Origin of the sequence: Cytobacillus sp. FSL H8-0458, assembly GCF_038002165.1 — a bacterium.
In the GTDB taxonomy this organism is placed as follows: domain Bacteria; phylum Bacillota; class Bacilli; order Bacillales; family Cytobacillaceae; genus Cytobacillus.
In genome coordinates this window covers 21,893-46,060 of sequence record NZ_JBBOBR010000002.1, presented here as the reverse complement: position 1 = coordinate 46,060, position 24,168 = coordinate 21,893, and the positions used below count along the sequence as shown (strand labels likewise).

Below are 24,168 nucleotides of genomic sequence, written 5' to 3'. Positions count from 1 at the left end.
TAAATAGAGAAGGGATTGAAAATGAAGGAGGTTACCCTGCATGTATTATTATAGAGGACCATATAGAAACGGGAACGAAAGGTTTTTCTTTTTAGGAGCTCCTTTTGTCGGCGGCTTGATCGGCGGTTTCCTGGGAGGCGGGCTGGGAGCAGCTTTATTTGCCCCACGTCCATTCTACGGCCCTCCGCCGCCTTTCTATGGCCCGCCAGGAGCACCTTATGCTCCTTACGGCGGTGGCGGATACCCTGGCTATGGCCCATATGGAAATCCATATTATCGTTAAACACGTGAAAAGCTCTCTTGATTGAGAGCTTTTTTATTGGATAGGACATATAAAATCGAACAAGGTGATTAACTCTGTGGAAGAGTGTCTGCATCTAGCTCCAGCGCCTACCCCCTCGAGGTCACAAGCATGGCTTGTTTCGGCTCCTAGGGACTCGGGGTCATAAGCCGTTTCCTTTCAGAAGGAAGTACGCCTTCTTACAGGAACCGTCTTATGCCTCTCGTCCCTGGGCAGTCGCCTCCACATTTCGGGCAATCCTCCCAAAAAGGCAAAGAACGCCTTTCCGTGAGGCTCGTCTTGTGCTTGAGGCCCCCAGGATGGGGGTCATGCAGACGTTGCCACAGGACGTGGCGCTTTTAGTCTGCGTTCTATCGTGAGCAAGGCGCTTCCGATTTTGTTTTTACATCCATCTCAATTTAAGCGTTAAATCACAGCATTTCTGAGGATCCTCTTTGTCTGATTCGAAATGAAGTCTTAGCCCGTCGGGTGTATAGTCAACAGAAGGGACTCGCGAGATGCCAGTCGATTTCAGCAGATTTTCGACTGCTGCCTTGTTGGACTGCTGGGCCGCTGACATCAGTTCATAAGAAAATTTTTTTGACTCTGCCATATTTACAAGCAATGTGCTGGCATCTCTCATGAGGACCTCCATTTTTTTTGCAGAGCTCATGAACATTTGCGGATCGACAGCAGGCAAGGTCCTGTAGAAATGCACAGGGTGATAATAAGACTGATAGGCCTGCGTATTCCAGCAGCTTTGAAGCTGAGGATTATATCCGGGCTTTGGGTAGCGAAAATAATAATAGGGGTACATCCGGTTCTGCCCCTTTCGATTAATAATAAATACACGCATTCCCAATATATGAAATCAAGGCTATTCCTATGATGGAACAAATTGCTTTCTCAAAAGTTATGCATGAATCCGGCACACGAGGTGGATAGGAAGAGAATTTTTATAAGGATTGATATTATTAGAAAAGGGGTAAAAGAAGGGAATGAAGAATATATTAGTGTGGTAAATAAGTGTGCAAAGCTTACATAGATTGGAGGCCCCGGATGGAACTGGAACTGATTTTGGAAATCATTGAAAATAACGGATATTTGGGGCTGTTTCTCTGGCTTTGGGTTGGAGTTTTTATTTTTCCTGTGCCAAATGAATTGATTGTTATGACTGTTGGACTTTCTTCCTCTTTAAAAACGCTTCATCCTGTGTTTGCATTCATTGTCATTTATCTTGGCATTTTGGCGGCATTGTCAACCTGTTATACCATCGGGCGTTTGATCGGAAGGCCTTTGCTAAAGTATTTTTATAAAAGCAAAAGGATGTCTAAAACGATTGATTCTTCTCTAAAGCTAATGGAAAAGTATCATGCCTTTTCCCTCTCCTTCAGCTATTTTGTTCCGGGTATCCGAAACTTCCTCCCCTTTTTATACGGCTTCAGTAAATTGCCATTTAAAAAATTCGCTTTATTTGCATACAGCGGCGCACTGATCTGGCTGTCTTTAGCCTTTGCGATCGGCTACGTATTTGGAGATCATATTGACACCATCATCAAACATGAAAAAGAAATACTGCTTGGCCTGGCAGGCTTTGCAGCGATCTTCCTCATTTTTCGCTTTGCCAGAAGAAAACGCGGGAAGGAGCAAGAAAAGCTGCATGATCAGGGGCTGGGACTATAATAATAAAAAGGCAGCCGGGAGCTGCCTTTTTAAATGTCTAGCGCAAGCCGCCTGCCCCCTCGAAATGTCGGGGGTGGGCGGCTTGCGCTTTTCTAACTTAGTACTGATTGCGGTGCTCTACCAGATCGATGGCTCCAAGTACAATATGGGCGAGCCCAAAACCAACGATGGTATCTGATAACATATTGTTTGTTCTGCGGTTTTGTCTCATTGCATAGCCTGCCGCAGTAACAGCGGTGCCGAGAACTGCTGGAATTAATCCTTCGCGTACACGATTCATGACGGTCACCTCTTTGTTGTGATTGTCCAAGAGGACATCCATAGTTTGTTCCTATATAATGAAGTATAGTATGACAACATTTTACATAGCGAAAGGGGATTGGGGAATGGAATTGAAAGGTACTCTAATCGAAACACTCGGAATGGAAATCGTGTCACTTGAAAAAGGCCGTGTAGTTGCCACTATGCCTGTTGATGAACGCACCCGCCAGCCGTTTGGCCTCCTTCATGGAGGGGCATCTGTCGCCCTTGCAGAAACTGTTGCAAGTATTGGAGCATTTGAACTTTGCGACAAAGAAACGGAATCCGTTGCAGGGCTTGAGATCAATGCTAACCATATACGTGCTAAAAAAGATGGAATCGTGACGGCTGTCGCAACAGTGCTGCATCAGGGAAGAACCACAATGGTTTGGGATATTAAAATAACTGATGAAAATGACAAGCTGGTATGCACATCAAGATGTACTATGGCAGTAATTAAAAGAAAATAAATAATAAAAAACCGCAAGAGGATTTCTCTTGCGGTTTTTCTATTTATCGCAGTCTAACGGGCAGTAAGACCCTCACTTCAAGACTCAGAGGAATCAAAGGAGGATAAGCGGGGTCAAACTGCCCGTAAAGGCCCGATTGGTTCAACTAACAATCAGTGGGAAAAAACTCCACTGATTGAAGTTTCACTTTATGATTGTTCCTTGCTGCTTGTCTTCTTCATATGTGGTGCATCTTTCAAGTCATCCTGCACACTTTTATCCCATAGCTCTACACCGGAGTTATAGGCAGCCCGGGCAATTAAATGCCCGGCTACAGGTGATGTCATGAAGATGAATATAATTCCGAGCAGCACTCTGGAATTGAAAAAGCCATCTTTAACATAAAAGAACAGCAGGGCTCCGAGCAGTATGGACATAACCCCCAGTGTAGCAGACTTGGATGCCGCATGGTTCCTGGTATAAATATCAGGAAGTCTGATAACGCCATATGCAGCGACAAGGCTTAAAAAAGCTCCCAGAATAATCAGCGCAATAATGACAATATTAGCGATCTCGTTCATTTTCGATAATAACCCCCTTCTCCAGATATTTAGAGAAGGCTACGGTCCCTATAAAGGCAAGAATCCCGATCAGAAGGATAACCTCCACAAACGCACTTGTATTAAGGGCGATAGAAATCAATGCAACAATTGCAACAAGATTTATGCCAATAGCATCAAGTGCAACCACACGGTCTGGCGTGGTCGGCCCTTTGATCACTCTGTAGATCAAACCGATGGTGGCAGCCGAAATGATAAGGATGGCACTTAGAACAACAGTATTCAGCATTACCGGCTCACCTCCAAGATTGCTTTTTCAAACGAATTCCGGATAGAATCAATGGTTTCCTCTGCATCTTCAATATCAATTGCATGAATGTAAAGAATCTTGTTATCCGGGGAAACATCTACAACCAATGTCCCTGGAGTAAGTGTGATCAAATTCGAAAGCACTGTTATTTCCCAATCCTTTTTCAGAACAGTAGGATAGGCGAAAATGCCTGGCCGCATATCAAGTTTGGGTCTTAACAATACTTTAAGCACGCCGATGTTCGCTAAGATAAGCTCTTTGATGAAAAGAAACAAAAGATTGATTACCGCTACAACTCTTAATAGATAAAAGCGTGAATCGAAAAATCTTCTGAAAGTAAAGATGATGAGCAGGCCAAAAAGGTATCCTTTAAGGAACGCAACCGGTTCGTATGATCCTGTTAAAAACATCCACATAAACCCAAGGAACACATTTAATAATATTTGAAATGCCATACTCAATACTCCTTTAAAACTGCTTCAATATATATTTCCGGATTTGCAAGAGTTTCAGCAGCCTGTAAGATATACGGATAAACAAACTCCGAGCCGGCTCCGTAGAAAACGGCAATGATAACAAGGATTACTGGGGCAATCAACATTTTGCCGACAGGTACTTTGTCTTCCCCTTTATAGGCGCGAGGTGTACCCCAAAAGCCATTAATGAAGACTTTCATGATTGAAAACAGCACAAGAAGACTGGACATTAAGACGATCCCTGCTCCCCAGTAATGTTCTGCTTCAAATCCGCCTTTAACAATTAGAAGCTTTCCAACAAACCCGCTTAACGGAGGAATTCCCGCAAGAGCAAGCGCTGCGATGAAGAAGGTCCATCCCAGACCGGGATAGCGCTTGATCAACCCGCTTATCTTATGCAAATTGCTTGTTCCGGCAATTGCAATCACGATGCCGGCAAGTAAGAATAGAGCCGCCTTAATAATCATATCATGAATCAAATAGAAGATTGACCCGGTAAGGGAATCAGTCGTCATAGCTGATACTCCAAACAAAATTGCCCCTACAGCAATGATGATATTGTAGATGATGATTTTTTTAATATCCCAGTAGGCAATTGCCCCAATGACTCCTGCGATGATCGACATAATTGCCAAAAAGCTTAAGAGCTGATGGGTAAAGCCAGTATCGTGATAAAAGAACAGCGTATAGGTTCTTGTAATGGAGTAAACTCCGACCTTTGTCAGCAGCGCTCCGAATAAAGCCAAAACAGGAGCAGGCGGTGCATAGTAAGAGCCTGGCATCCAGAAATATAATGGAAAAATGGCGCCTTTCAATCCAAATACGATTAAAAATAGCACAGCAATCACTGTAATGATTCCTGGGGGATTCCCTTGGCTTGCTTCGCTGATACGGACGGATATATGCGCCATATTAAGCGTTCCTACTACAGAATAAAGATAGGCTACAGCTATAACAAACAGAGCGGATGATATTACATTCACAAGGATGTATTTAATTGACTCCCTAAGCTGTGCCTTCTTTCCTCCCAATACAAGCAAAACATAGGAAGCCATCAGCATAACCTCGAAAAATACGAAAAGGTTGAAGATATCCCCTGTTGTAAAGGCACCGTTTACGCCAACAATTAAAAAGTTGAATGCAGCATAATAGTAAAACTTCTCTCTGGCTTCCCCGATGCTCCAAAATGAATAAATCAGACATAGAAATGCGATTATACTGGTTGTAAGCACCAGCAGAGCTGACATCATGTCAGAAACAAGCGTGATCCCAAACGGAGCCTCCCAGCTTGAAACATCCAGCGTTTGGATCCCGCTGACTCGGACCTTCTGAACCAGCAGGGCTGAAAAAATGATCGCAATCACTGATGAAATGCCTGCAATCCACCTTTGCAGCATGATTCTTTTAGAAGCAAAGATGAGAAGGACACCTGTAACTAAAGGGATCAGGATGGGCAATATTAAAAAGTTAATCATTTCCTTCAGTTCCTCTCATTCGATCCATATTATCAGTGCCAAGCTCCTGGTAGGCACGGTATGCCAGAACCAGGAAAAACGCAGTGACCCCGAAGCTGATTACAATTGCCGTCAGGATAAGAGCCTGGGGAATCGGATCGGTATAGGAGGGTGCGTTTTCACCCAGCAGCGGGGCAGCCCCTTTTTTTAAGCCGCCCATCGTTAATATCAGCATATGTGCTCCATGGCTTAAAAGCCCGGTTCCGACAATAATGCGCAGCAAGCTTTTTGACAGCATGAGATAAGTAGCTGACATAAATAAAATTCCAATTACGAAAGCCATTAATATTTCCATTATTCATCCTCCCCTATCGTTTGAATAATGGTCATCGTAACGCCAACAACAACCAGAAAAACACCAAGGTCAAACAGTGTAGCTGTATGGAGGGAAGTGTCCCCCAGAACTGGCAGGTCAATATGTCCAAAGGCATGGGTAAGGAAAGGGACATTAAATAGCAATGCTCCCGCCCCTGTACCAATCGCAAAAAGCAGTCCAACTGCAATCATGTGAATATAATTGACAGGAAGAATCTTGGAGACAGTTTTCATATCAAAAGCCAGCAGCAGCAGCACGATTGCCCCCGATGTCAGCAAACCCCCAACAAATCCGCCGCCCGGTGTATAATGGCCGGCAAAAAAGATATGGACAGAGAAAAGAACAATGAGAAACAAAACTACTTTTGTAGCGGTCTGCAAAATAATATCATTTGTTTTCATTTTTCTTTCCCCCTTCCAGGCGAAGTTTGATCATAGCGAAAATTCCAAGAGCTGCAATTCCAAGAACCGTAATTTCAAACATGGTATCAAAACCCCGGAAATCAACAAGAATAACGTTTACCATGTTTTTCCCGGCTGCCTCCTTATACGTATTCTCAACGTAATATTGCGCAATTGAAGGAAACATCTTATTGCTGTGGGCAGATAAGGCAATCATCGTTACAATTGCGCCCACTCCAACAGAAATAAGGGCATTCGTCATTTTAAATCCCATCCGCTCCTCATGCCGGAGCTTTGGCAGATGGTAGAAAGCTAGCAGGAACAAAGAGACAGAAATAGTTTCGATTACAAGCTGTGTTAATGCAAGGTCAGGGGCCCTAAAAATAACAAAGAACAATGAAACGGTATATCCGACTGCCCCCAGCAGAATGATGGATGTCATTCTGGACTTTACAAAAAGAATGGAAATAGATGCAGCAGCGATGACTAATGCCAGCAGAACCTCAGCATAATGGATGGTTGCCACATCGCTCGTATCGAATTTAAAAGCATCTTTCAGAACCAGGGTGGAAGCCAGAGCAACAATGAAAAATGAAAAAATATACACAAGATAGGTTCTGATGAATCCGTTCATATATAATCTTGTTAACTTGAAGGAAGCCCTCTGTGATACTTCCAGCATAGAATCGTAAAAACGATTCAGAGCCAATTTTTCAGGGAAGAAATCATATACTCTTCTCCACTTCGGCAGAGTGACAAAAAGCAGAATTCCCAATGTAATAACACCTAAAGTCATGAACAGTTCAGGCGTAAATCCATGCCAGAAGTATATATGTGTATCATACACATACCCTTCAACAGGCATGATGGCAGCCTGTGCCGGGGAGATGAGCGTGTTTGAAATAATATTAGGGAAGAAACCGATAATGATCACTAGTGAAGCCAGGATAATGGGTGAAATCAGCATCCCGATTGGAGCTTCATGCGGCTTCTTTTCTAATTGCTCAGGCTGGAATTTGCCAGTGAACGTTTTGAATACAAGAATCATGCTGTAAATGAACGTGAATACACTTGCCACCCAGGCAATAACAGGGAACAAGAATCCCCATGTATCCAAATTGAAAATATCCATTTCCAAAACACGGACCATTCCTGTGAAGAACATTTCCTTACTTAAGAACCCATTGAAAGGCGGAAGCCCGGCCATGGAAAATGTGCCGATGATCGCCAAAGTAAAGGTAATCGGCATAAAGTTCATCAGACCGCCAAGCTTGCGGATATCACGGGTTCCGGTTTCGTGATCTACAATTCCGGCTACCATGAAGAGACTTCCTTTAAAGGTAGCATGGTTGATCAAATGAAAAACAGCAGCTGTAGTGGCAACCGTAAAATAACTGTCATCCACTGTTTCGAAGTGAAGCGCTGCAGCACCGATGCCAAGAAGGGACATGATCATCCCCAGCTGACTGACCGTTGAGAAAGCCAGGATGGCTTTAAGGTCAGTCTGTTTGACAGCTGAAAAAGAACCCCAGAATAAGGTTGTAATTCCAAATCCTGCAATGAGCCAAAGCCAGAGCGAATGCTCGGCAAATACCGGGCTCATACGTGCTACTAAATAAATTCCTGCTTTAACCATCGTTGCCGAGTGCAGATATGCACTGACGGGTGTTGGAGCTTCCATGGCATCCGGCAGCCAGATGTGAAATGGAAATTGCGCGGACTTGGTAAATGCCCCCAGTAAAAAGCAAAGCAGAGCAGGAACGAATAATGAATGTGAAAATATCTCATCTGATCCAGTGATAATTTCCGAAATGCTGAAAGTGCCTGTCATCAAATAAAGAAGGATGATGCCTCCAAGCATAGAAAGACCGCCGAAAACCGTGATAATCATCGACTTCTGTGCACCATATCTTGATTTCTCTCTGTGATACCAATACCCGATTAGCAGGAATGAAGAAAAACTCGTGAATTCCCAGAAAGTATAAAGCACAATCAGGTTATCAGATAGGACAACCCCAAGCATAGCTCCCATAAATAGAAGCAAGTACACATAGAAGGTGTTCAGTTTTTCTTTGTTTTTATCCAGGTAATAGATGGAATAAAGAACAACCAGTGATCCTATTCCTGTAATCAGCAAAGCAAAAAGCAAACCGAGGCCGTCTACTTTTGCCGTGAAATCAATCCCCAGAACGGGTATCCACGAAAAAGATTTTGTGACGGACTGCTGATCGGAGGTGATGGATAAATAAGAAATAAAATAACTGAATAAAAGGATTGGCAGAGGAAGTACAAACCAACCCGTATGTATCTGCCTGAACAGCTTGTACGCAATGGGCACAAGGATGGCAAGCAAAAATGGTGAAATTATTGCCAGGTGAAGCAAAGACAAGACATTACCCCCTTTAAATTAATTGCGAGTTATTCAACAGAAGTATCCTATCAGGCAGCTTGATGAAGCCGCTATATGGCATCTAACGGTTCAGGATGGATATTTGAATAATGTATTTTTCTTCCGCAGAATGTATAATCTATTTCTGCAATTAGTAAGCGCTTAATAAAAGTTTTTCCACCTTCCCCCATATTATCCAGCCAGGGCAGGCATGACAGTCGTGCCATATTCATCATTACTATCCGTTCATGCACCTCAGAACAAATTATAACCTAAAAAGAAAGTCTGTGCATTCTTCCAACCCTTATCAGTAAAGGATTTATCCATTCTTATTAAATAGGTAGAAACACGAATGTATCAGGAAAAATTTTTTTGAAAAAATATATAAAAACAATGCACATATGTATAAAAAATCATTCATTCAAGCACACTACTAGTAGGTGGTGTTATGCATGATTAAACATAAAATTTCAGCAGCCATTACAATCTTTGCCCTGCTGTTTGCAGGCGCCTGGATATTGGACCACCAAACCAAAAGGGAATTTTATATTCCTGCGGACGAAGAAGTGGTCGAATTATTACCCGCAGATTATAAAATGGAAGCTGGAAATGAACAAAAGCTAAAGGTATTTGAACCTAGGGAATATGTGAGGATACAGACAGCATCATAAGAAAAAGAGGGTGTGCTTTGGCACATCCTCTTTTTCTGCTGTATTAAGTTTTACTGCGGCCGCGGTTTTGGAAAATCATGATGGCTAGCGGAACCGTAATGATAAAGGAAAGGAAGAATAGGAGGAGTAACTTGGAGAATGGGGTAATGCTTTTTTCGGTATTATCAACATACCGTTCAAAGAACTCCCTGATTGATTCATTGCCAAGCACATTTGATGCTGTCAGAAATTCTTTTTTGTCAAAATCATAATAAAAGAAATCTTTTTTCTTAAATATAAATAAGTCATCCCGTTTTTGTTCCAATTCCAAAAAAACAATGCCGATATGGGAAGTATATTCCTCAATAACCTCTTCATTTTCTGATGTTTGCAGGTCATCAGATGTAACGATCTTTGTTACCTGTCCCTGCAATCCGTATGCATCAATGACTGAAAAGGAGTTTTCGCTGTAATAATGGACTGTGCTTCGAAGCTGTTCTTCGAGTATATCTTCAAACTCTTTTTCAGCATCAGCAGCTTTCGCAGGCATTAGGAATCCAACTGACAGCAGGACTGCAAACAAAAAACAGCACATTCCTTTTTTCATACCCTGCCCCCTTTTTCTCTATTTATCTCTTGAAATTACTAGAATATGGTTTATGTTTATGCAGGGAAGAATGGAAATATACAGCTTGCCGTGCGGTTATTCCATTAATAGATAGCTAGATAAGGGGAGCGCTGGAGAATTTCCGGCATAAAAGCAATTTACTCAGAAAATTGAAATATTTCATGCTATAATATAAGAAATTAAGTCCGTAAAATTTTAAGGGAAAGCAGGTGAAAACATGGGGGAGGAACATCAATACCTATTTATTGATTTTGAGTTTACCATGCCTGATAAAGGCAGTGCTTTCAGAGGTTTTTTTCCGGAAATTATCGAAGCTGGCATTGTATCAGTTATCAGCAATCAGGTTTGTGAAGAATTCTCTTCATATGTAACTCCTGTCCGGTTTCCGATATTGTCCGAGCGGTGCAAATCCTTTCTGCATATATCACAGGAACAAGTAGATCAGGGAATGGATTTTCTTGAATTGGTCAAAAAAATGAAGGATATGAACAGAAATCGTTCTTGCACAATCGTTACGTGGGGAAATATGGATATGAAGGTGCTTAGAAAAAATTGCATCCAGGCTGGAGTGGATTTTCCATTCAGGGGCAGGGAAGTGGACCTTTCGATGGAATATAAGCGATTCTTTGGTGACCAAAACCAGACAGGATTATGGAAAGCAGTTCAGGAATACGGCAAGGAAGGAACAGGAAAACATCACCGAGCTCTGGATGATGCCTTGACGACTTACAATATTTTCAGATTGGTAGAAAAGGATAAAAAGTATCTGCAAAAGCCGGAGCCTACGACAATTGGCGACCGGGTGGACTTCTCGAAGCTGTTTAACAAATTTGCCTGACAAGCCAAATCCATCAAAGCGATTTGGCTTGTTTTCATTTTACTTAAAGTAATCATTCTCCAATGAGTCGAGATTTCTTATGCTTTGCTCAGCCCATGGAGAAGAATCTCCTTCCAGCTCCGTTCTCATTTTATCCAGTGCTATTTGCAGTGAATCCTTATAGTCTGGTATTTTTTCTGTGAAGGGCTTTACCATTTGCTTAGGCACATTGGTCTGCTCTCTGTAAGCAAGCGCGCGGCGCTCATGAAAAAGCATCACGTCCGCTTCTTTAGGATTATGCAAATCGCCCTGCATGGGATGCTTTAAGACCCCCAGCACTCTGACCAGGTAATGCTGCGGCCGGATATCTGTCACTTCCCCGATATATTTGCCTGTTTTATAGATGGCTGTTACTTTGTCGCCGATATTTACTTCTGCCAACCTAACCTCTCCTTTTTCATTTTCTTTAGCCCTATTATGAAGCCTGAAAAAACAAAGTGCAAATTTTCAATAAATCAGGTAAGCTAAAAAATGATTAGTTTTTTATAGGAGGCTGAAAATAATGAAATGGCGTATGTTAACTCCAATTCTAATTCTGATGTTTATCCTGTCAGCATGCGGGACAAGCACTGAAAAAGAAGCGGACAATGCAAATGGCTCTGAGACTGAAGAAAAACAGACAAATAACCAGGCAAGTGAAACTCCGGACAATTTTCCGCAGCTGACTGAAGAAGTACAGGGAAATGAAAGACTGGTGGAAATGCAGACATCAAAAGGGAATATTAAAATTAAACTTTTCCCGGACCAGGCCCCAAAAGCTGTTGAAAATTTCATTAAGCACAGTGAAGATGGCTACTACGATGGCTTGATTTTTCACCGTGTCATTCAGGACTTTATGATTCAGGGAGGCGATCCTGATGGAACCGGCAGGGGCGGAGAAAGCATTTACGGTGAATCATTTGAGGATGAATTCTCCAATGAGCTTTATAATATCCGCGGAGCTTTATCCATGGCGAATTCCGGTCCCAACACAAACGGAAGCCAATTCTTTATTGTTCAGAACAAGTCACTTGATCCAAGCCTGAAAGCAGAAATGGAAAAGGCCGGCTATCCCGAAGAGATCATTAAAGCTTATGAAAAAGGCGGTACGCATTGGCTCGACAACAAGCACACCGTTTTTGGGCAGGTTATTGAGGGAATGGATGTAGTCGACAGCATCGCAGCGGTTGAAACAGACGCACAGGACAAGCCTGTGGAAGATGTGGTCATTGAAAAGATCGAGGTATTGAAATAAGTTCATTGGACTGTGCAACCATTGCTGATATAATAATTTAATGGACACTGCTTTTAGCAGAAAGGATTGATTAGAATGCTGCAATGGTATGTACTGTCACTATTTCTATATTTTCCGGAAGATAAATCAGAATATGGCCCGGCAGCTGTAACGTTTGCCATCTTTTTAGTTGGGGCCATTCTTACCATGAGATTAATAATCCGTGTATCAAGGCGCGAAGCAGCCAAAGCGAAAGAGCTTGAAGAGCGCATTGACAGGCAAAATAGACAAGAGGGGAACAGCTGAGCGGCTGTTCTTCTTTTTTTGTAAGATCTAACTCCGGCGTCTGCCCCCTCCAGGAGTTGGGAGTGAGCAAGGCGATTGCGCTTCTCTTGTTTATTAATAAAGTGATTGGGCAACACTAAAGGCAAATTGTCTTGATGGAGGATTCAATCATGAGAAAAGCTTTGATGCTGGGTTTTGTTCTTCTTCTGTCCGGCTGCGGGGAAGAGAACATTACAAATACAGAAGTCGAAATGTTTAATGCTGCAGGCGATTCATTAGGCACCATTAAGGTGCAGGAACAGGCGAGCGGAGTAAAATTGACCGGAGATCTGAGCGGGCTGCCGCCGGGGGAGCTTGCCATCCATATCCATGAAGAAGCAAAATGCGAACCCCCTGATTTCAAATCCGCCGGGAATCATTTCAATCCTGATAATAAGGAGCATGGTCTGCTACATCCAAAAGGATCCCATGCGGGTGATCTTCCCAACCTGATTGTAGAGGATGACGGCAAAGTGAAGATTGATTTTATGGCGCCTCAGGTCACGTTAAAAGAAGATAAAACTTCACTGCTGACAAAGAAAGGGACCTCCATTGTCATCCATGACGGGCCGGATGATGGCATGACCCAGCCGGCAGGAGATTCCGGAGAACGCATTGCCTGCGGCCGAATTTCAAAAGATAAAAAAGAAGAAGGGCAGAAAAAAGCACAGGACGATCAGTCTACAGAAGAATAAATAACTGAAGGCTTTCCGGAAAGGGAAAGCCTTTATCACTGGGAATTTTCCCGGATGATCCGTATAATGGAGTTAAACCTTATAATGGAGGTTGGTTAAATGGGGATTTTCGATGGCTTTATCGGCAATGCATCTGAAGCGGACATTAAGGAGGTCCAGGACGAATTTTCAGCAGTCCTTGCTCCGAGTGAACAGGTTGAAAAAGCCTACAGGCTTGTCCGTGATTTATTCATCTTTACAAACAAGCGCCTGATTCTGGTGGATAAGCAGGGAATCACAGGGAAAAAAATCGAGTATCACAGCATCCCTTATAAAAGCATTACCCATTTTAGCATTGAAACCGCAGGCAGCTTTGATCTGGAGGCCGAATTGAAAATTTGGATTTCAGGATCAGACGAACCAATTGAAAAACATTTTAATAAAAACTTGAATATCTACGAAGTGCAGAGCGTGCTTGCTGAATATGTACTGTAAATCCCCTTGCTTGGAGCGCGAGGGGATTTTACTTGTGAGTGTGGAGAATTTTTCTTAAAATGAAATTATTCCAATACGAGAGGTGAAATATGATTAATAGACCCCGTTTCGAACCAAGGGAGCTGGAATTGCTCCGCCTCCTATCCCGCCGGCTTGAGCTGCCATTGAGAGATGAAAATCAATATCTATTTTAGAGAAGGGCAATGCAGGCGAGCTTCATTTTGACAGGGAACTTCAGGACTTCCCGGACTCTTTCATCATTCTAAATGATCTCCTGCTGGAAAGCAGCAATACCCACTTCCAAATCGATACCCTCCTTATCGCCGGCAGCACTCTATTGTCTTTGAAGTAAAAAACTACGAAGGTGACTATTGCATAGAAAACGAAAAATGGTACTCCCTTCCGTCCAAAACAGAAATAAAAAATCCCCTTCTTCAGCTGCAGAGATGTGAAACACTTTTGCGAGGACTCCTAAAAGAACTCGGCTTTCATCTTCCCATCAATTCTCATCTGATATTTATCAACCCCGGATTTCAGCTTTATCAGGCTCCACTAAATATTCCAGCCGTATTTCCTTCACAGCTAAAACGATTCCTTAAGAAATTTAAAAAAACTCCAAATGTGGCAAAATCCCGAAACATAAAGCTGGCTGTGCAGTTAAATGCCCACTGTCTGAAGGAGAATCCCTACATGCGAATTCAGAATATAACTATGCCCAATTGGTAAAAGGGATTCCGTGTGATTCGTGTTCTTCGTTCATGACTCCCTTTACTCAAGGTTACTTAACGTGCGGGGAATGTGGCTTGAAAGAAAAGGCGGACACTGCGATACTTCGTTGTGTGAATGAATATAGGGCTTTGTTTCCAGATAGGAAAATAACTGCAAATACAATAGTAGAATGGTGCGGTGGTGTTGGGTCTAGGAAAACTGTTCGGAGGATACTAAGTAAGAGATATTTAATACAGGGACATGGAAAGTATTCTTATTATATTAAAAAGCAGGATTGAGGCATGAGGAGATTATGAAGCCGACTATGGAGAACCAGAGAAGAAAATGGTCGCCATAAAGGGTTCGTGAGGCCGAAAACGAGGAGCCAGAGAAGAAAATGGTCGCCATGGAGGGTTCGTGAGGCCGAAAACGAGGAGCCAGAGAAGAAAATGGTCGCCATGGAGGGTTCATGAAGCCGAAAACCAGGAGGCAGAGAAGAAAATGGTCGCCATAAAGGGTTCATGAGGCCGAAAACCAGGAGGCAGAGAAGAAAATGGTCGCCATGGAGGGTTCATGAAGCCGAAAACAAGGAGCCAGAGAAGGAAATGGGATTCATGAGGCCGAAAAACGAGACCAATGATCGCAATCTCAGCACACACGAAAAGCACGGCTTCTCAGCCGTGCCTCCACATACTATCACTCAAAAGCCCGCTTCAGCCTTCCCAGTCCCTCCGCCAATACTTCATGCGGGCAGGCAATGTTCATTCGGACGAAGCCTTCACCGCCCGGGCCGTATTTTGGGCCTGGTTCCAGGGCGAGTTTCCCTTTTTCCAAAAGACTTTGGCGCAGTTCGGCATCACTTAATCCCAATCCGCGGCAATCAAGCCATAGCAGATATGTGCCATCCGGCTCCATCAGGCGAATACCGGGAAGGTGCTCACCAATAAATTCAGCTGCAGCCCGTTTATTTTCAGCGAGATAATCCATCAGACCATCGAGCCATTCTTCGCCATGGCGGTAAGCTGCTTCCATGCCGATGATTCCGAAGGCCGACAGCGTAAAGAATCCTTGCTTGTGCTGTTCTGCCTGGAAAGACTTTCGGAGCTTTTCATTGCTAATAATGGCAGCTGACGCTTGAATCCCTGCGAGGTTCCAGGTTTTTGTCGGAGCTATGCAGGTAACCGTAATATCTGCAAATTGTGGATCCATTGAAGCAATGGGATAATGCTTATGGCCTTTATAAATTAAATCAGAATGGATCTCATCGGAAAGAATAAGGCAATTATATTTAACACAGAGCTCCCCTATTTTCCTAAGTTCCTCTTCTGTCCACATGCGGCCGCCCGGATTGTGCGGATTGCAGAGCAGGAAAAGTTTCACTCCTTCTTTCAATTTGTCTTCAAAATCGGCAAAATCAATTTCGTACCGGCCGTTCTCGAGCTTCAGCTGTGAATTAACGACTTTGCGGCCATTCTGTTTAATCATCTCAAAGAAAGGAGTATATACGGGAGACTGGAGCATTACTTTATCCTCTTTTTCCGTAAAAGCCTGGATGGCAGTTGCGATGGAGGGAACCACTCCGGTGCTGTATAAAATCCACTCATTATTGATTGTCCAGCCATGCCGCCTGTAAAGCCACTGTCCGATAGAGTCTGCGGTTGAATCAGGAGCAAAGGTGTATCCGTAGACTCCATGAGCTATTCTGTCCTCTATGGCTTTCTTCACTTCCTCGGGTGGCTGAAAATCCATGTCCGCTACCCACATCGGCAATACATCGGTTCTGCCGAAAACCTCCCTGGTCCGATCCCACTTAACTGAAGCTGTATTTTCCCTGCTGATTTTTTGATGGAAATTAAAACGATCCAACTCTGTCACCGCCTTTAAAATTCTTTTATGTATCCTGACTCTATGATATGATATTGATGCTAAAAATTAAAATATTGCGGCTTCATTCAGCCGAATAATAATCAGGTGATATAAATGGAAATTCAGCAAACGAATCTTTTGCTTGTTTATACACTGGATCAGTGGGATCCGTTTAGAGTGGGGCCGGGCAATTATGACACTGAAATTGCGGATTCAGTTCAGGCAGTCCATGATCTGGATGATCAAGTGAAATTAGCCAGGAGGATTCAATCGATATATGAATTTTCCTTTGAGGAAATCATTCCGTTGGAAAAGTGCATAGAAATCTCCGGGCGTCTTCTTGAAATCAAGAATAATGGCTCCTGCGCTATGTGAAGTAAAAAATGGCAGCTCCGTCCAGGGGCTGCCATTTTTATCAGCACACTGGAACGGAATTTATAAAACTCCTGATGTGCTTAAGAACATCTTCCGGGCGCTCTTCCGGCACGAGATGACCGGTATCTTTTAATACCACCAGCTTGGAATTCTTTAAATCTTTATTCAGCCGTTTTCCGATATGAAGCGGAACGACCCTGTCATGTTCTCCCCATATTAGAAGGCACGGTGTTTCTATTTTCTTCAATGCAGCAGCAGGCATATCGCCTTCCCTGTCGCGAATCATCCTGGTTAAGGCCCGGAAAATATCGTCTTCTAAAAATGGCGACAAATAGCCATAGAGCATTTCATCATCAATCATGGAATGATCGTAGACAACATTTTTTAAATTCTGTTTTACCCCTGAGCGCTGAAGATATAATTTCACATACAGATGAAAGAATGGTATGTAGCTTGAAAAGATGATATGCGGCTTCATTCGTTTCATATACCCGGAACTGCACAGCAGTACGGCCTGGTCAACCAAATCAGGGTTGGAATGTGCAACATTTAATACAATCTGTCCCCCCATGGAATGCCCTATTAATGTGACTTTTTCAAAGCCCAGCCTTTCTGATAAGCGGATAACCGTATCAGCCAGGTTTTTATAGGAGTAGACGAATTGCTGGGATTTCCCGCTTTTGCCGAAGGGCGGCAAATCCATCGATACCACATTGAATTCCGTTTGCAGCAGAGGAATCAGCCTGCGAAAGCTAAAGGTGGAAGAAAGAAAACCGTGCAGCAGAACCAGGGTATTCCTGGAGGACTCATGTTTATAGTATTCATAATAAACATCTGTTCCATTAATTGCCTCTATTCCTGAAAATGTCGCTTGTTCCATGCGCCTTCCCCTTCCTAGACTCACTTTCACAGTATTTTCCCCTTAATCTTAATCTTGACACATATGATTTTAAAGAAATTAATAAATAATGAAAGTGACACATTAATTCTTCGAAGTTTTTGCTATAATGTAACTATTTTATAGAGTAAATCACTAAAGGATGGGAGCGACAAGTATTGAAATTAACTGAAAAGCAAATCGAAGTTCTGGAAATTTTAGAAAATAATAGTGCGCGAATCCCTATGGAAGACATTGCGAAAATGGCTCAATTAAGTGTGGCGGAAACTGAAACCATTTTAGATAAGCTCGAGGAAATGAAGGTGCTTGTGCGTTTTAATTCTGTTATTGACTGGTCAAAGGTGGATGGCCATGAGGGAGTTACCGCTATGATTGATGTGAAGGTAGCTCCAAAGCGGGGGGTAGGATTCGATGAAGTTGCACAGAGAATTTACCGTTTCAAAGAGGTGAGGTCTGTCTATCTAATGTCCGGCGCCTATGATCTTTCTGTTATCATCGAAGGCCGTTCCATGAATGAGGTCGCCCGATTTGTATCAGAGAAGCTGTCGACTCTGGATTCCGTCTTGTCAACAACGACACACTTTATTCTAAAAAAATATAAACATGACGGCACTATTTTTGAACAAAATGAAGACGATAAACGAATTGTGGTGTCACCGTAATGAAGGGAACGAAGTCTTATTTATCCAAAACGGTAGAAGAGCTGAAGCCTTCCGGGATTCGCCGCTTTTTTGACCTTGCTGCAGGAATGGAAGGAGTCATTTCCCTTGGGGTGGGAGAACCTGATTTCATCACCCCCTGGTCAGTGCGTGAAGCAGCCATCCTTTCCCTTGAGCAGGGATACACCTCATATACAGCTAATGCCGGGTTAATGGAGCTGAGGGAGGAAATTGCAGGCTATATGCAAAAAAGCTTTGGAGTATCTTATTCACCCCAAAGTGAAATTGTCGTTACAGTGGGAGCGAGCCAGGCATTGGATATATCTCTAAGGGCAATCCTTGATCCGGGTGATGAAGTAATTGTGGTTGAACCAAGCTTTGTTTCCTATGTTCCCTTAGTAGCTCTTGCAGGAGGTGTGCCTGTCCAGGTTCAGACTTTAAAGGAGAATGGGTTTAAGATTCTGCCTGAGCAGCTGGAAAACGTAATAAGCTCCCGGACGAAAGCCATTATACTTTGTTCACCCAATAATCCGACTGGAACAATGTTAAGTGGAGATGAACTGAACGCCATTGCACAAATAGCTGAAAGGTACGATTTGCTGGTTCTTTCTGATGAAATATATGCGGAGCTTGCATATGATGATGAGTATACGAGTTTTGCCGCCATCAGAGAAATGAAGAAAAGAACAATCTTAATTTCGGGATTTTCAAAGGGGTTTGCCATGACAGGCTGGAGATTGGGGTTTGTCTGCGCACCAGAGGAGATCTCACAGGCAATGCTGAAAATTCACCAGTATGCAATGATGTGCGCACCTACAATGGCACAGTTTGCTGCACTTGAAGCCTTGAAGACCGGCAGATCAGATGTTGAGGATATGAAAAAGAGCTATAAGCGCAGGCGGAATTATTTTGTTCAGTCTCTAAATGAACTGGGGTTATCATGCCATATGCCTGGAGGAGCCTTTTATGCTTTCCCATCTATTGAAAGTACCGGGCTTTCTTCTGAAGAATTTGCAGAAAAGCTGCTGCTGGAGGAAAAGGTAGCGGTCGTGCCAGGCAATATTTTTGGCAAAAGCGGGGAAGGCCATGTGCGCTGCTCTTATGCCACTTCCATGGAACTTCTGCAGGAAGCGATTAAGAGAATTAGCCATTTCTTAAAGCAAAATCAGAAGGCATAAAAAAAGGACAATCCACAACAGATTGTCAACTTCAAAAAGGGGGGGAATACTAGAAAGCCTTATACTTCAAGGCTAACCAGTATTCCCTTTTTTATACTCCCTTTTATAAAACTTTTTTATCATATTTTATTTCATATAGCATTTGCATGACACGCAGGAAATCTTCCTCACTGAATTCCTTAGCTTTCCGCAAGATGAGCTTTGCTTTTTTTGTGCCTATTTCACGCACAAGCTGTTCGATTTCATAATCGATTCCTGACTGGCCCTTCTGCAGTTCCTGTTCAAGCAGTTCAGAAGCTGGAATATCCAGGGCTGTTGAGATTCTTAAAACAGTCTGTGTATCAGGAATCTGATCTCCATTTTCGTATTTTGCAATCGTTCCCGTACCCACTCTCACCTTTAATGCGAGCTGCTGCTGGGTCATATTTGCACGTTCGCGGCAAGCTTTAATGTTATGGCCTATATTTGACATATCCATCACTCCCGTTAACATTTTCTTCTATTTATATTTTATCACGGTAAACGTAAGATCCTTTTTGTACTTCATGAACATTTAGTTAACAAATAATAGAATGTCTACATATTGTTTGCGGATTGTTTTATTATAATGAATGACAGTCAGTAATTCCTTATGGGATAAAATGTCTGGGGTTTCCATTTGAATTCCTTTTGATATTTTAATCAAGTTGTGATATAATTTTTTATTGCGTATAAAGAGATAAAATTTGAATTTAAATAGGAGTGTTTTCATGTCTGAGAAAATCGAAGTAGGCAGTGTTATTACAGGAAAGGTAACGGGTATTCAGCCATATGGTGCGTTCGTAGCATTAGATGAGAATACACAGGGATTAGTCCACATTTCTGAAGTGACTCATGGTTTCGTAAAAGATATTAATGAGCATCTTAAAGTGGGCGATGAAGTAAAAGTGAAGGTTCTTTCTGTTGACGAAGCAGCAGGAAAAATCGGTTTATCAATCCGTGCAACAGAAGAAGCGCCACAAGCAGAAGCGAAAGCAAGAAAGCCTCGCAAGCGCCAGGCAGCTCCAATCAAAATGGAAGACGAATCTGCACAGGGATTCAATACACTTAAGGATAAGCTTCAAGAGTGGATTGACCAGTCCCAGCGCGAGGACCTTATTAAGAAGTAATAAAAATGAAAACCGGGTTTTGCTGCCCGGTTTTTATTTTTTTATTGTGATGCAAAAAATATTTGCTTTATATGCAAAATGAGCGGGCGCTCGACAATATATTTTGCATGCTTACCTGCATAAAACCGATGTAAATTAATTTTTTTACGGTAAATAGTCTGAAAAATGTTTGAATTTCATATCTTGGCATTAATCTTGCAATAGTTAAACCAACAGACATGTAACTTTAAAAGGAGGAACATTATGAAAGAAATAACAGGAAAGAAAATTCCCTTCTGGTTTGCGGTGCTTCCGCTGCTGGTCATGATTGCTGCAATGATTATTACGATTGTTAAGTTTGAGGGAAGCCCTCATGTGCCTTTAATTGCCGGAACGATTGTATCCGCTTTCATTGCCTGGCGTTTTGGCTATAAGTGGAATGATATTGAAGAAGGCTTTTATAAAGGCATTAAGCTGGCGCTTCCGGCTATTTTAATTATTATAATGGTGGGCTTGACTATTGGATCCTGGATTGGCGGGGGAATTGTAGCGACAATGGTCTTTTATGGGCTGAAGCTAATGACACCATCAATGTTTCTGGTGTCCATCTGCATAATTTGTGCAATTGTTGCTCTTGCAATCGGGAGCTCATGGTCTGTTATGGGAACGATTGGCGTTGCCGGAATGGGTATTGGAATCAGCATGGGCATACCGGCACCAATGGTTGCAGGGGCTATTATCTCAGGCGCCTATTTTGGAGATAAAATGTCTCCGCTGTCAGACACGACTAATTTGGCTGCAGGAATTACAGGTACAGACCTTTTCGATCATATAAAGCACATGTTTTATACCACCATTCCGGCGCTGGTCATTGCCATTATTGCTTATTGGCTTTTGGGAAGGCAATTCGGCGGGGATGATGTAAAAAGTGAGAAGATTACCGATGTAATGAATGTTTTATCAGAAAGTTTCGTCATATCTCCTTGGCTATTATTGGTTCCTTTAATTGTTATAGGTTTAGTGGCAAAAAAAGTGCCTGCATTGCCCGCGCTTGCGGTTGGCGTTTTCCTTGGCTGGCTTTGCCATATTTTTGTGCAGGGCGGCGCTGTAGGGGATGCGGTGAATACACTCCAGGGCGGGTTTTCGATTGAATCAGGGAACTCGATGGTGGACGAGCTATTTAATAGAGGCGGCATTGACGATATGATGTATACCGTTTCCCTTACGATAGTAGCGATGGCCTTTGGAGGAGTTATGGAGCAGACCGGCATGCTAAAAGCCATTGTTGAACAAATCCTGAAATTGGCCCGTTCAGCAAGGAGCTTGGTAGCCACTACCGTGCTATCTGCATTCTTTACCAATGTAGCAGCTGCAGAGCAGTATATTTCCATTTTGCTGCCGGGCAGAATGTACACTCAGGCATTTAAGGATAAAAACCTGCAATCTAAAAATCTTTCACGGGCCCTTGAAGATGGAGGTACCGTCACGTCCGTTTTTGTTCCATGGAATACTTGTGCAGTGTTTATCATGTCAACACTGTCCGTTCATCCATTTGAATATGCACCATACGCAATTTTAAATTTCACTGTGCCGATCCTGGCTATTATCTTTGCGATGCTTGGCTACAAAATAACATTCATGAGTGACCAGGAACGAAAAGAAATAGAAGAAAAAGATCAATTAGCATCTTAGATTTCAGGCTCCGTATCCTCGGAGTCTTCTTTGTTTTTTGAAAAAATAATAGGGTAAAGGTAAATTGATTCTGACTGTAAAGTTTTTGAATAAGAACTTTCAGTAAGCAAAGAATATATTTTGTTGAAAGGAGAGATATATATGGCAGAGCAGACACTTTACGAAAAAGTAGGCGGCGGAGAATCTATTGAAAAGGTTGTTGATTATTTTTACGAGGAACTGGTATTGAAGGATCCGACCGTCAATCAGTTTTTCGAGCATACTGATATGGCAAAGCAGAAGCGGCATCAATCCAAGTTCATCAGTTATGCTCTGGGAGGGCCAAATCAGTATTCAGGCAATTCCATGGCAAAAGCACATGAGGGAATGGATCTGCAGCCGGAACACTTTGATGCGATTGCCAGGCATCTGCATGATGCACTTGCCCATTTTGGAGTGAGTGAGAGGGATATCGACGAAGCTTTGACTCGTGTGGCAGCGCTTAGGGACGATATTCTATACAAATAAGCTCCCCGTGGGGAGCTTTTCGTTTTTTTATTCTGTTATCGATAGATTCCCACGCCGAATTAATCAGCTGTTTTCTTTCCTGAATCCGTACTTTTTCAGCCGATACTGCAGATTTTGCCGGCTCATGCCAAGGGATTTTGCTGCTTGGGTTATATTATTGCCATGGTGTTTAAGGACTTTCTTTAAATAGTAGGTCTCAGCTTCCTGTATATATTGTTCTAGTGTTTTAACAGGCTTGTTTTTCTGTATAAGCAAATCCTCCAAATGACCGGTTTCGTGCGGTTCCTCCTTGAATTGAGGCTTATTCCGGAAATGAAGAGGCAAATGCACATAGCTGATCGCTTCTTCCTGATCAAGCAGATTCATGGCACCTTCGATAATATGCTCCAGTTCCCTTACATTGCCCGGCCAATCGTATTGCTCGAATTTGCTCATTACTTCTTCATCGATTTCCGCTACATTCATCCCAAATAGCTGATTGTATTTTTCTATGAAAAATTGTGCAAGATCCCGGATATCCTTTCTTCTCTCACGCAGAGGCGGAATAAAGAGGGAAACAACACTAAGCCTGTAATATAAATCTTTTCGCATGCGGTTTTCTGAGATAGCATCAATCGGGTCTTCGTTAATAGTTGCTATAATTCTTACATCTATTGTCCGGTCTTTCGTGTCACCGACCCTTCTGACCGTTTTTTCCTGCAAAACTCTCAAAAGCTTTGCCTGCAGGGAGGGATTAAGTGAATTGATTTCATCCAGCAGCAAAGTTCCGCCATTTGCCTGTTCAAACAATCCTGGCCTTTCAATGGAGCCTGTAAATGCCCCTTTTTTTGTGCCGAATAAAAGACCCTCTATCAGACTGTCAGGAAGAGCAGCGCAATTTTGGGAGATAAATGGTTTTGAAGAGCGGCTGCTGCCATTATGGATGCTTTGGGCAAAAAGCTCTTTCCCCGTGCCGGTCTCCCCGATAATAAGGACAGAAGAACTTGTCCGGGTTGCTCTTTTGCTCGCTTCAATAACTTCATGGATTTCTGAGCTGCTTCCAATAATACTATCGAAAGTATAGCGTGTGTCTCCGCGTTTATTCATATTTTCTCTGATCAGCTTTTCAAGCTTGGTCACATCACGTGCGATTTCCATAGCGCCTATCTGTTCATCATTTTCCATAATTGGAAAAGTGTTATTGATCGTGGTGATTTCCTGTCCCTTATTGTTAAAATAGGTTTGTTTGGCATTTTTAATTTTGCTGCCATTTTTGAGCGCCTGAAGTAAGGTGCTGTCTTCGTCCTGATTGAAAGAAAATACATCCAGCAGATTTTTATCCAATACATCTTCATAATCCATGCCTTCTATTTGGGCCATTTTTTTATTATAGAATGTAGTTCGTCCTTCCTCATTCACTACATGGACACCAACATCAATTTCATCTAATATCCGCTGAAAGAACTTGCTTTTCATTTGGAGCTGTTCAAATTCCCTGTGATTCATTGTAATCTCCTTCATTCGGCAGTTTATTCAATAGTATATACTAATTTAAATATATGCAATTAAAATTTGCACCAATTACTATTAGTGATTTGAAAAATAGCAAATATATTTTGCTCTTAGTTAATAAAAATATT

General features: G+C 42.5%; 30 protein-coding genes and 1 pseudogene. 16 read left to right on the top strand and 15 right to left on the bottom strand.

Annotation, left to right across the window (positions count from 1 at the left end; genetic code table 11):
* The first annotated feature begins 40 nt into the window (after positions 1–40).
* On the top strand, positions 41–283 hold the full coding sequence (locus NYE23_RS21585; RefSeq protein WP_341080952.1) for a hypothetical protein: 243 nt from the start codon (positions 41–43) through the stop codon (positions 281–283).
* 400 nt (positions 284–683) lie between these two features.
* On the opposite strand, the gene NYE23_RS21580 is transcribed toward NYE23_RS21585, so the two are convergent.
* A complete protein-coding gene (locus NYE23_RS21580; protein WP_227888695.1) occupies positions 684–923 on the bottom strand; it encodes a hypothetical protein in 240 nt (79 codons plus the stop codon).
* A gap of 416 nt (positions 924–1,339) precedes the next feature.
* Here NYE23_RS21580 and NYE23_RS21575 point away from each other — a divergent pair, with 416 nt between their 5' ends.
* A complete protein-coding gene (locus NYE23_RS21575) occupies positions 1,340–1,963 on the top strand; it encodes a DedA family protein (RefSeq protein ID WP_341080947.1) in 624 nt (207 codons plus the stop codon).
* A 97-nt stretch (positions 1,964–2,060) separates the two neighbouring features.
* Here the strand turns inward: NYE23_RS21575 and NYE23_RS21570 are convergent, their stop codons facing one another.
* Positions 2,061–2,243, bottom strand: a complete 183-nt coding sequence (locus NYE23_RS21570) for an asparagine synthase (protein WP_341080946.1) — start codon at positions 2,241–2,243, stop codon at positions 2,061–2,063.
* A 106-nt stretch (positions 2,244–2,349) separates the two neighbouring features.
* Between NYE23_RS21570 and NYE23_RS21565 the strand changes: the two genes are divergently transcribed.
* The gene (locus tag NYE23_RS21565; RefSeq protein WP_048012008.1) at positions 2,350–2,733 is read left to right on the top strand and encodes a hotdog fold thioesterase; all 384 of its coding nucleotides are present in this window, start codon (positions 2,350–2,352) and stop codon (positions 2,731–2,733) included.
* A gap of 188 nt (positions 2,734–2,921) precedes the next feature.
* Here NYE23_RS21565 and mnhG read toward each other — a convergent pair whose 3' ends face one another.
* Genes mnhG through NYE23_RS21530 form a run of 7 tightly spaced genes read right to left on the bottom strand, consistent with a single transcriptional unit; the run spans position 2,922 to position 8,678 of the window.
* Positions 2,922–3,293 carry a monovalent cation/H(+) antiporter subunit G gene (mnhG, locus tag NYE23_RS21560; protein WP_341080943.1) on the bottom strand — a complete coding sequence of 124 codons (372 nt, stop codon included), beginning with the start codon at positions 3,291–3,293 and terminating at the stop codon, positions 2,922–2,924.
* Positions 3,277–3,561 carry a Na(+)/H(+) antiporter subunit F1 gene (locus tag NYE23_RS21555; RefSeq protein WP_035332019.1) on the bottom strand — a complete coding sequence of 95 codons (285 nt, stop codon included), beginning with the start codon at positions 3,559–3,561 and terminating at the stop codon, positions 3,277–3,279. Before NYE23_RS21555 ends, mnhG begins: the two co-directional genes overlap by 17 nt.
* Positions 3,561–4,037 carry a Na+/H+ antiporter subunit E gene (locus NYE23_RS21550; RefSeq protein WP_009331657.1) on the bottom strand — a complete coding sequence of 159 codons (477 nt, stop codon included), beginning with the start codon at positions 4,035–4,037 and terminating at the stop codon, positions 3,561–3,563. The genes NYE23_RS21555 and NYE23_RS21550 overlap by 1 nt, the downstream gene beginning before the upstream one ends.
* Positions 4,038–4,039: 2 nt before the next feature.
* Positions 4,040–5,533 carry a Na+/H+ antiporter subunit D gene (locus NYE23_RS21545; RefSeq protein WP_341080941.1) on the bottom strand — a complete coding sequence of 498 codons (1,494 nt, stop codon included), beginning with the start codon at positions 5,531–5,533 and terminating at the stop codon, positions 4,040–4,042.
* Entirely contained in the window at positions 5,526–5,867 is a 342-nt protein-coding gene (locus NYE23_RS21540) for a Na(+)/H(+) antiporter subunit C (RefSeq protein WP_035332022.1), read from the bottom strand. The genes NYE23_RS21545 and NYE23_RS21540 overlap by 8 nt, the downstream gene beginning before the upstream one ends.
* Positions 5,867–6,289 (bottom strand): Na(+)/H(+) antiporter subunit B, encoded by a 423-nt coding sequence (locus NYE23_RS21535; RefSeq protein ID WP_048011697.1) that lies wholly within the window; start codon positions 6,287–6,289, stop codon positions 5,867–5,869. Before NYE23_RS21535 ends, NYE23_RS21540 begins: the two co-directional genes overlap by 1 nt.
* The gene (locus NYE23_RS21530) at positions 6,276–8,678 is read right to left on the bottom strand and encodes a Na+/H+ antiporter subunit A (protein ID WP_341080938.1); all 2,403 of its coding nucleotides are present in this window, start codon (positions 8,676–8,678) and stop codon (positions 6,276–6,278) included. Before NYE23_RS21530 ends, NYE23_RS21535 begins: the two co-directional genes overlap by 14 nt.
* 452 nt (positions 8,679–9,130) lie before the next feature.
* On the opposite strand from NYE23_RS21530, the gene NYE23_RS21525 reads away from it, so the two are divergent.
* Complete coding sequence (locus NYE23_RS21525; protein WP_304587033.1) at positions 9,131–9,349, top strand: hypothetical protein; 219 nt, start codon at positions 9,131–9,133, stop codon at positions 9,347–9,349.
* A 43-nt stretch (positions 9,350–9,392) separates the two neighbouring features.
* Here NYE23_RS21525 and NYE23_RS21520 read toward each other — a convergent pair whose 3' ends face one another.
* On the bottom strand, positions 9,393–9,935 hold the full coding sequence (locus NYE23_RS21520) for a hypothetical protein (protein WP_341080937.1): 543 nt from the start codon (positions 9,933–9,935) through the stop codon (positions 9,393–9,395).
* Between the two features lie 238 nt (positions 9,936–10,173).
* Between NYE23_RS21520 and kapD the strand changes: the two genes are divergently transcribed.
* The gene (gene kapD, locus NYE23_RS21515; protein ID WP_341080935.1) at positions 10,174–10,794 is read left to right on the top strand and encodes a 3'-5' exonuclease KapD; all 621 of its coding nucleotides are present in this window, start codon (positions 10,174–10,176) and stop codon (positions 10,792–10,794) included.
* Positions 10,795–10,833: 39 nt separating this feature from the next.
* On the opposite strand, the gene NYE23_RS21510 is transcribed toward kapD, so the two are convergent.
* On the bottom strand, positions 10,834–11,214 hold the full coding sequence (locus tag NYE23_RS21510; protein ID WP_341080932.1) for a kinase-associated lipoprotein B: 381 nt from the start codon (positions 11,212–11,214) through the stop codon (positions 10,834–10,836).
* A gap of 121 nt (positions 11,215–11,335) precedes the next feature.
* Between NYE23_RS21510 and NYE23_RS21505 the strand changes: the two genes are divergently transcribed.
* The 5 genes and pseudogenes from NYE23_RS21505 (at position 11,336) to NYE23_RS21485 (ending at position 14,265) form a co-directional block, all read left to right on the top strand.
* Positions 11,336–12,067 (top strand): peptidylprolyl isomerase, encoded by a 732-nt coding sequence (locus NYE23_RS21505; protein ID WP_341080930.1) that lies wholly within the window; start codon positions 11,336–11,338, stop codon positions 12,065–12,067.
* 75 nt (positions 12,068–12,142) lie between these two features.
* The gene (locus tag NYE23_RS21500) at positions 12,143–12,352 is read left to right on the top strand and encodes a hypothetical protein (RefSeq protein ID WP_159867816.1); all 210 of its coding nucleotides are present in this window, start codon (positions 12,143–12,145) and stop codon (positions 12,350–12,352) included.
* Between the two features lie 149 nt (positions 12,353–12,501).
* Positions 12,502–13,065, top strand: a complete 564-nt coding sequence (locus NYE23_RS21495) for a superoxide dismutase family protein (protein ID WP_341080928.1) — start codon at positions 12,502–12,504, stop codon at positions 13,063–13,065.
* A gap of 99 nt (positions 13,066–13,164) precedes the next feature.
* Positions 13,165–13,539 (top strand): PH domain-containing protein, encoded by a 375-nt coding sequence (locus NYE23_RS21490; protein WP_061794248.1) that lies wholly within the window; start codon positions 13,165–13,167, stop codon positions 13,537–13,539.
* Positions 13,540–13,720: 181 nt separating this feature from the next.
* A pseudogene (locus NYE23_RS21485) lies at positions 13,721–14,265 on the top strand (nuclease-related domain-containing protein).
* A 678-nt stretch (positions 14,266–14,943) separates the two neighbouring features.
* Here the strand turns inward: NYE23_RS21485 and NYE23_RS21480 are convergent.
* Positions 14,944–16,113 (bottom strand): MalY/PatB family protein, encoded by a 1,170-nt coding sequence (locus tag NYE23_RS21480; RefSeq protein WP_341080925.1) that lies wholly within the window; start codon positions 16,111–16,113, stop codon positions 14,944–14,946.
* A 114-nt stretch (positions 16,114–16,227) separates the two neighbouring features.
* On the opposite strand from NYE23_RS21480, the gene NYE23_RS21475 reads away from it, so the two are divergent.
* Positions 16,228–16,488 carry a DUF1871 family protein gene (locus NYE23_RS21475; RefSeq protein WP_341080922.1) on the top strand — a complete coding sequence of 87 codons (261 nt, stop codon included), beginning with the start codon at positions 16,228–16,230 and terminating at the stop codon, positions 16,486–16,488.
* 40 nt (positions 16,489–16,528) lie between these two features.
* Here NYE23_RS21475 and NYE23_RS21470 read toward each other — a convergent pair whose 3' ends face one another.
* Complete coding sequence (locus tag NYE23_RS21470) at positions 16,529–17,368, bottom strand: alpha/beta fold hydrolase (protein WP_341080921.1); 840 nt, start codon at positions 17,366–17,368, stop codon at positions 16,529–16,531.
* A 176-nt stretch (positions 17,369–17,544) separates the two neighbouring features.
* Between NYE23_RS21470 and NYE23_RS21465 the strand changes: the two genes are divergently transcribed.
* Together NYE23_RS21465 and NYE23_RS21460 are read left to right on the top strand one after the other, a co-directional pair.
* Complete coding sequence (locus NYE23_RS21465; protein ID WP_341080918.1) at positions 17,545–18,048, top strand: Lrp/AsnC family transcriptional regulator; 504 nt, start codon at positions 17,545–17,547, stop codon at positions 18,046–18,048.
* The gene (locus tag NYE23_RS21460) at positions 18,048–19,223 is read left to right on the top strand and encodes an aminotransferase (RefSeq protein ID WP_341080916.1); all 1,176 of its coding nucleotides are present in this window, start codon (positions 18,048–18,050) and stop codon (positions 19,221–19,223) included. Before NYE23_RS21465 ends, NYE23_RS21460 begins: the two co-directional genes overlap by 1 nt.
* A 103-nt stretch (positions 19,224–19,326) precedes the next feature.
* On the opposite strand, the gene NYE23_RS21455 is transcribed toward NYE23_RS21460, so the two are convergent.
* Positions 19,327–19,695 carry a helix-turn-helix domain-containing protein gene (locus NYE23_RS21455; protein WP_341080913.1) on the bottom strand — a complete coding sequence of 123 codons (369 nt, stop codon included), beginning with the start codon at positions 19,693–19,695 and terminating at the stop codon, positions 19,327–19,329.
* Between the two features lie 277 nt (positions 19,696–19,972).
* Here NYE23_RS21455 and yugI point away from each other — a divergent pair, with 277 nt between their 5' ends.
* The 3 genes from yugI (at position 19,973) to NYE23_RS21440 (ending at position 22,549) form a co-directional block, all read left to right on the top strand.
* Positions 19,973–20,371 (top strand): S1 domain-containing post-transcriptional regulator GSP13, encoded by a 399-nt coding sequence (yugI, locus tag NYE23_RS21450; RefSeq protein WP_035332058.1) that lies wholly within the window; start codon positions 19,973–19,975, stop codon positions 20,369–20,371.
* A 243-nt stretch (positions 20,372–20,614) separates the two neighbouring features.
* Positions 20,615–22,042, top strand: a complete 1,428-nt coding sequence (nhaC, locus tag NYE23_RS21445) for a Na+/H+ antiporter NhaC (protein WP_341080911.1) — start codon at positions 20,615–20,617, stop codon at positions 22,040–22,042.
* Positions 22,043–22,183: 141 nt separating this feature from the next.
* The gene (locus NYE23_RS21440) at positions 22,184–22,549 is read left to right on the top strand and encodes a group I truncated hemoglobin (RefSeq protein WP_341080909.1); all 366 of its coding nucleotides are present in this window, start codon (positions 22,184–22,186) and stop codon (positions 22,547–22,549) included.
* Between the two features lie 63 nt (positions 22,550–22,612).
* Here NYE23_RS21440 and NYE23_RS21435 read toward each other — a convergent pair whose 3' ends face one another.
* Positions 22,613–24,034, bottom strand: a complete 1,422-nt coding sequence (locus tag NYE23_RS21435; protein WP_341080907.1) for a sigma-54 interaction domain-containing protein — start codon at positions 24,032–24,034, stop codon at positions 22,613–22,615.
* Positions 24,035–24,168 lie beyond the last annotated feature (134 nt).

What these genes read in the sequence shown, in the direction of transcription:
- NYE23_RS21585 (WP_341080952.1), top strand. Translation starts at nt 41, where the DNA reads ATGTATTATTATAGAGGACCATATAGAAACGGGAACGAAAGGTTTTTC.
- NYE23_RS21580 (WP_227888695.1), bottom strand. Translation starts at nt 923, where the DNA reads ATGAGAGATGCCAGCACATTGCTTGTAAATATGGCAGAGTCAAAAAAA.
- NYE23_RS21575 (WP_341080947.1), top strand. Translation starts at nt 1,340, where the DNA reads ATGGAACTGGAACTGATTTTGGAAATCATTGAAAATAACGGATATTTG.
- NYE23_RS21570 (WP_341080946.1), bottom strand. Translation starts at nt 2,243, where the DNA reads ATGAATCGTGTACGCGAAGGATTAATTCCAGCAGTTCTCGGCACCGCT.
- NYE23_RS21565 (WP_048012008.1), top strand. Translation starts at nt 2,350, where the DNA reads ATGGAATTGAAAGGTACTCTAATCGAAACACTCGGAATGGAAATCGTG.
- mnhG (WP_341080943.1), bottom strand. Translation starts at nt 3,293, where the DNA reads ATGAACGAGATCGCTAATATTGTCATTATTGCGCTGATTATTCTGGGA.
- NYE23_RS21555 (WP_035332019.1), bottom strand. Translation starts at nt 3,561, where the DNA reads ATGCTGAATACTGTTGTTCTAAGTGCCATCCTTATCATTTCGGCTGCC.
- NYE23_RS21550 (WP_009331657.1), bottom strand. Translation starts at nt 4,037, where the DNA reads ATGGCATTTCAAATATTATTAAATGTGTTCCTTGGGTTTATGTGGATG.
- NYE23_RS21545 (WP_341080941.1), bottom strand. Translation starts at nt 5,533, where the DNA reads ATGATTAACTTTTTAATATTGCCCATCCTGATCCCTTTAGTTACAGGT.
- NYE23_RS21540 (WP_035332022.1), bottom strand. Translation starts at nt 5,867, where the DNA reads ATGGAAATATTAATGGCTTTCGTAATTGGAATTTTATTTATGTCAGCT.
- NYE23_RS21535 (WP_048011697.1), bottom strand. Translation starts at nt 6,289, where the DNA reads ATGAAAACAAATGATATTATTTTGCAGACCGCTACAAAAGTAGTTTTG.
- NYE23_RS21525 (WP_304587033.1), top strand. Translation starts at nt 9,131, where the DNA reads ATGATTAAACATAAAATTTCAGCAGCCATTACAATCTTTGCCCTGCTG.
- NYE23_RS21520 (WP_341080937.1), bottom strand. Translation starts at nt 9,935, where the DNA reads ATGAAAAAAGGAATGTGCTGTTTTTTGTTTGCAGTCCTGCTGTCAGTT.
- kapD (WP_341080935.1), top strand. Translation starts at nt 10,174, where the DNA reads ATGGGGGAGGAACATCAATACCTATTTATTGATTTTGAGTTTACCATG.
- NYE23_RS21505 (WP_341080930.1), top strand. Translation starts at nt 11,336, where the DNA reads ATGAAATGGCGTATGTTAACTCCAATTCTAATTCTGATGTTTATCCTG.
- NYE23_RS21500 (WP_159867816.1), top strand. Translation starts at nt 12,143, where the DNA reads ATGCTGCAATGGTATGTACTGTCACTATTTCTATATTTTCCGGAAGAT.
- NYE23_RS21495 (WP_341080928.1), top strand. Translation starts at nt 12,502, where the DNA reads ATGAGAAAAGCTTTGATGCTGGGTTTTGTTCTTCTTCTGTCCGGCTGC.
- NYE23_RS21490 (WP_061794248.1), top strand. Translation starts at nt 13,165, where the DNA reads ATGGGGATTTTCGATGGCTTTATCGGCAATGCATCTGAAGCGGACATT.
- NYE23_RS21475 (WP_341080922.1), top strand. Translation starts at nt 16,228, where the DNA reads ATGGAAATTCAGCAAACGAATCTTTTGCTTGTTTATACACTGGATCAG.
- NYE23_RS21470 (WP_341080921.1), bottom strand. Translation starts at nt 17,368, where the DNA reads ATGGAACAAGCGACATTTTCAGGAATAGAGGCAATTAATGGAACAGAT.
- NYE23_RS21460 (WP_341080916.1), top strand. Translation starts at nt 18,048, where the DNA reads ATGAAGGGAACGAAGTCTTATTTATCCAAAACGGTAGAAGAGCTGAAG.
- NYE23_RS21455 (WP_341080913.1), bottom strand. Translation starts at nt 19,695, where the DNA reads ATGTCAAATATAGGCCATAACATTAAAGCTTGCCGCGAACGTGCAAAT.
- yugI (WP_035332058.1), top strand. Translation starts at nt 19,973, where the DNA reads ATGTCTGAGAAAATCGAAGTAGGCAGTGTTATTACAGGAAAGGTAACG.
- nhaC (WP_341080911.1), top strand. Translation starts at nt 20,615, where the DNA reads ATGAAAGAAATAACAGGAAAGAAAATTCCCTTCTGGTTTGCGGTGCTT.
- NYE23_RS21440 (WP_341080909.1), top strand. Translation starts at nt 22,184, where the DNA reads ATGGCAGAGCAGACACTTTACGAAAAAGTAGGCGGCGGAGAATCTATT.
- NYE23_RS21435 (WP_341080907.1), bottom strand. Translation starts at nt 24,034, where the DNA reads ATGAATCACAGGGAATTTGAACAGCTCCAAATGAAAAGCAAGTTCTTT.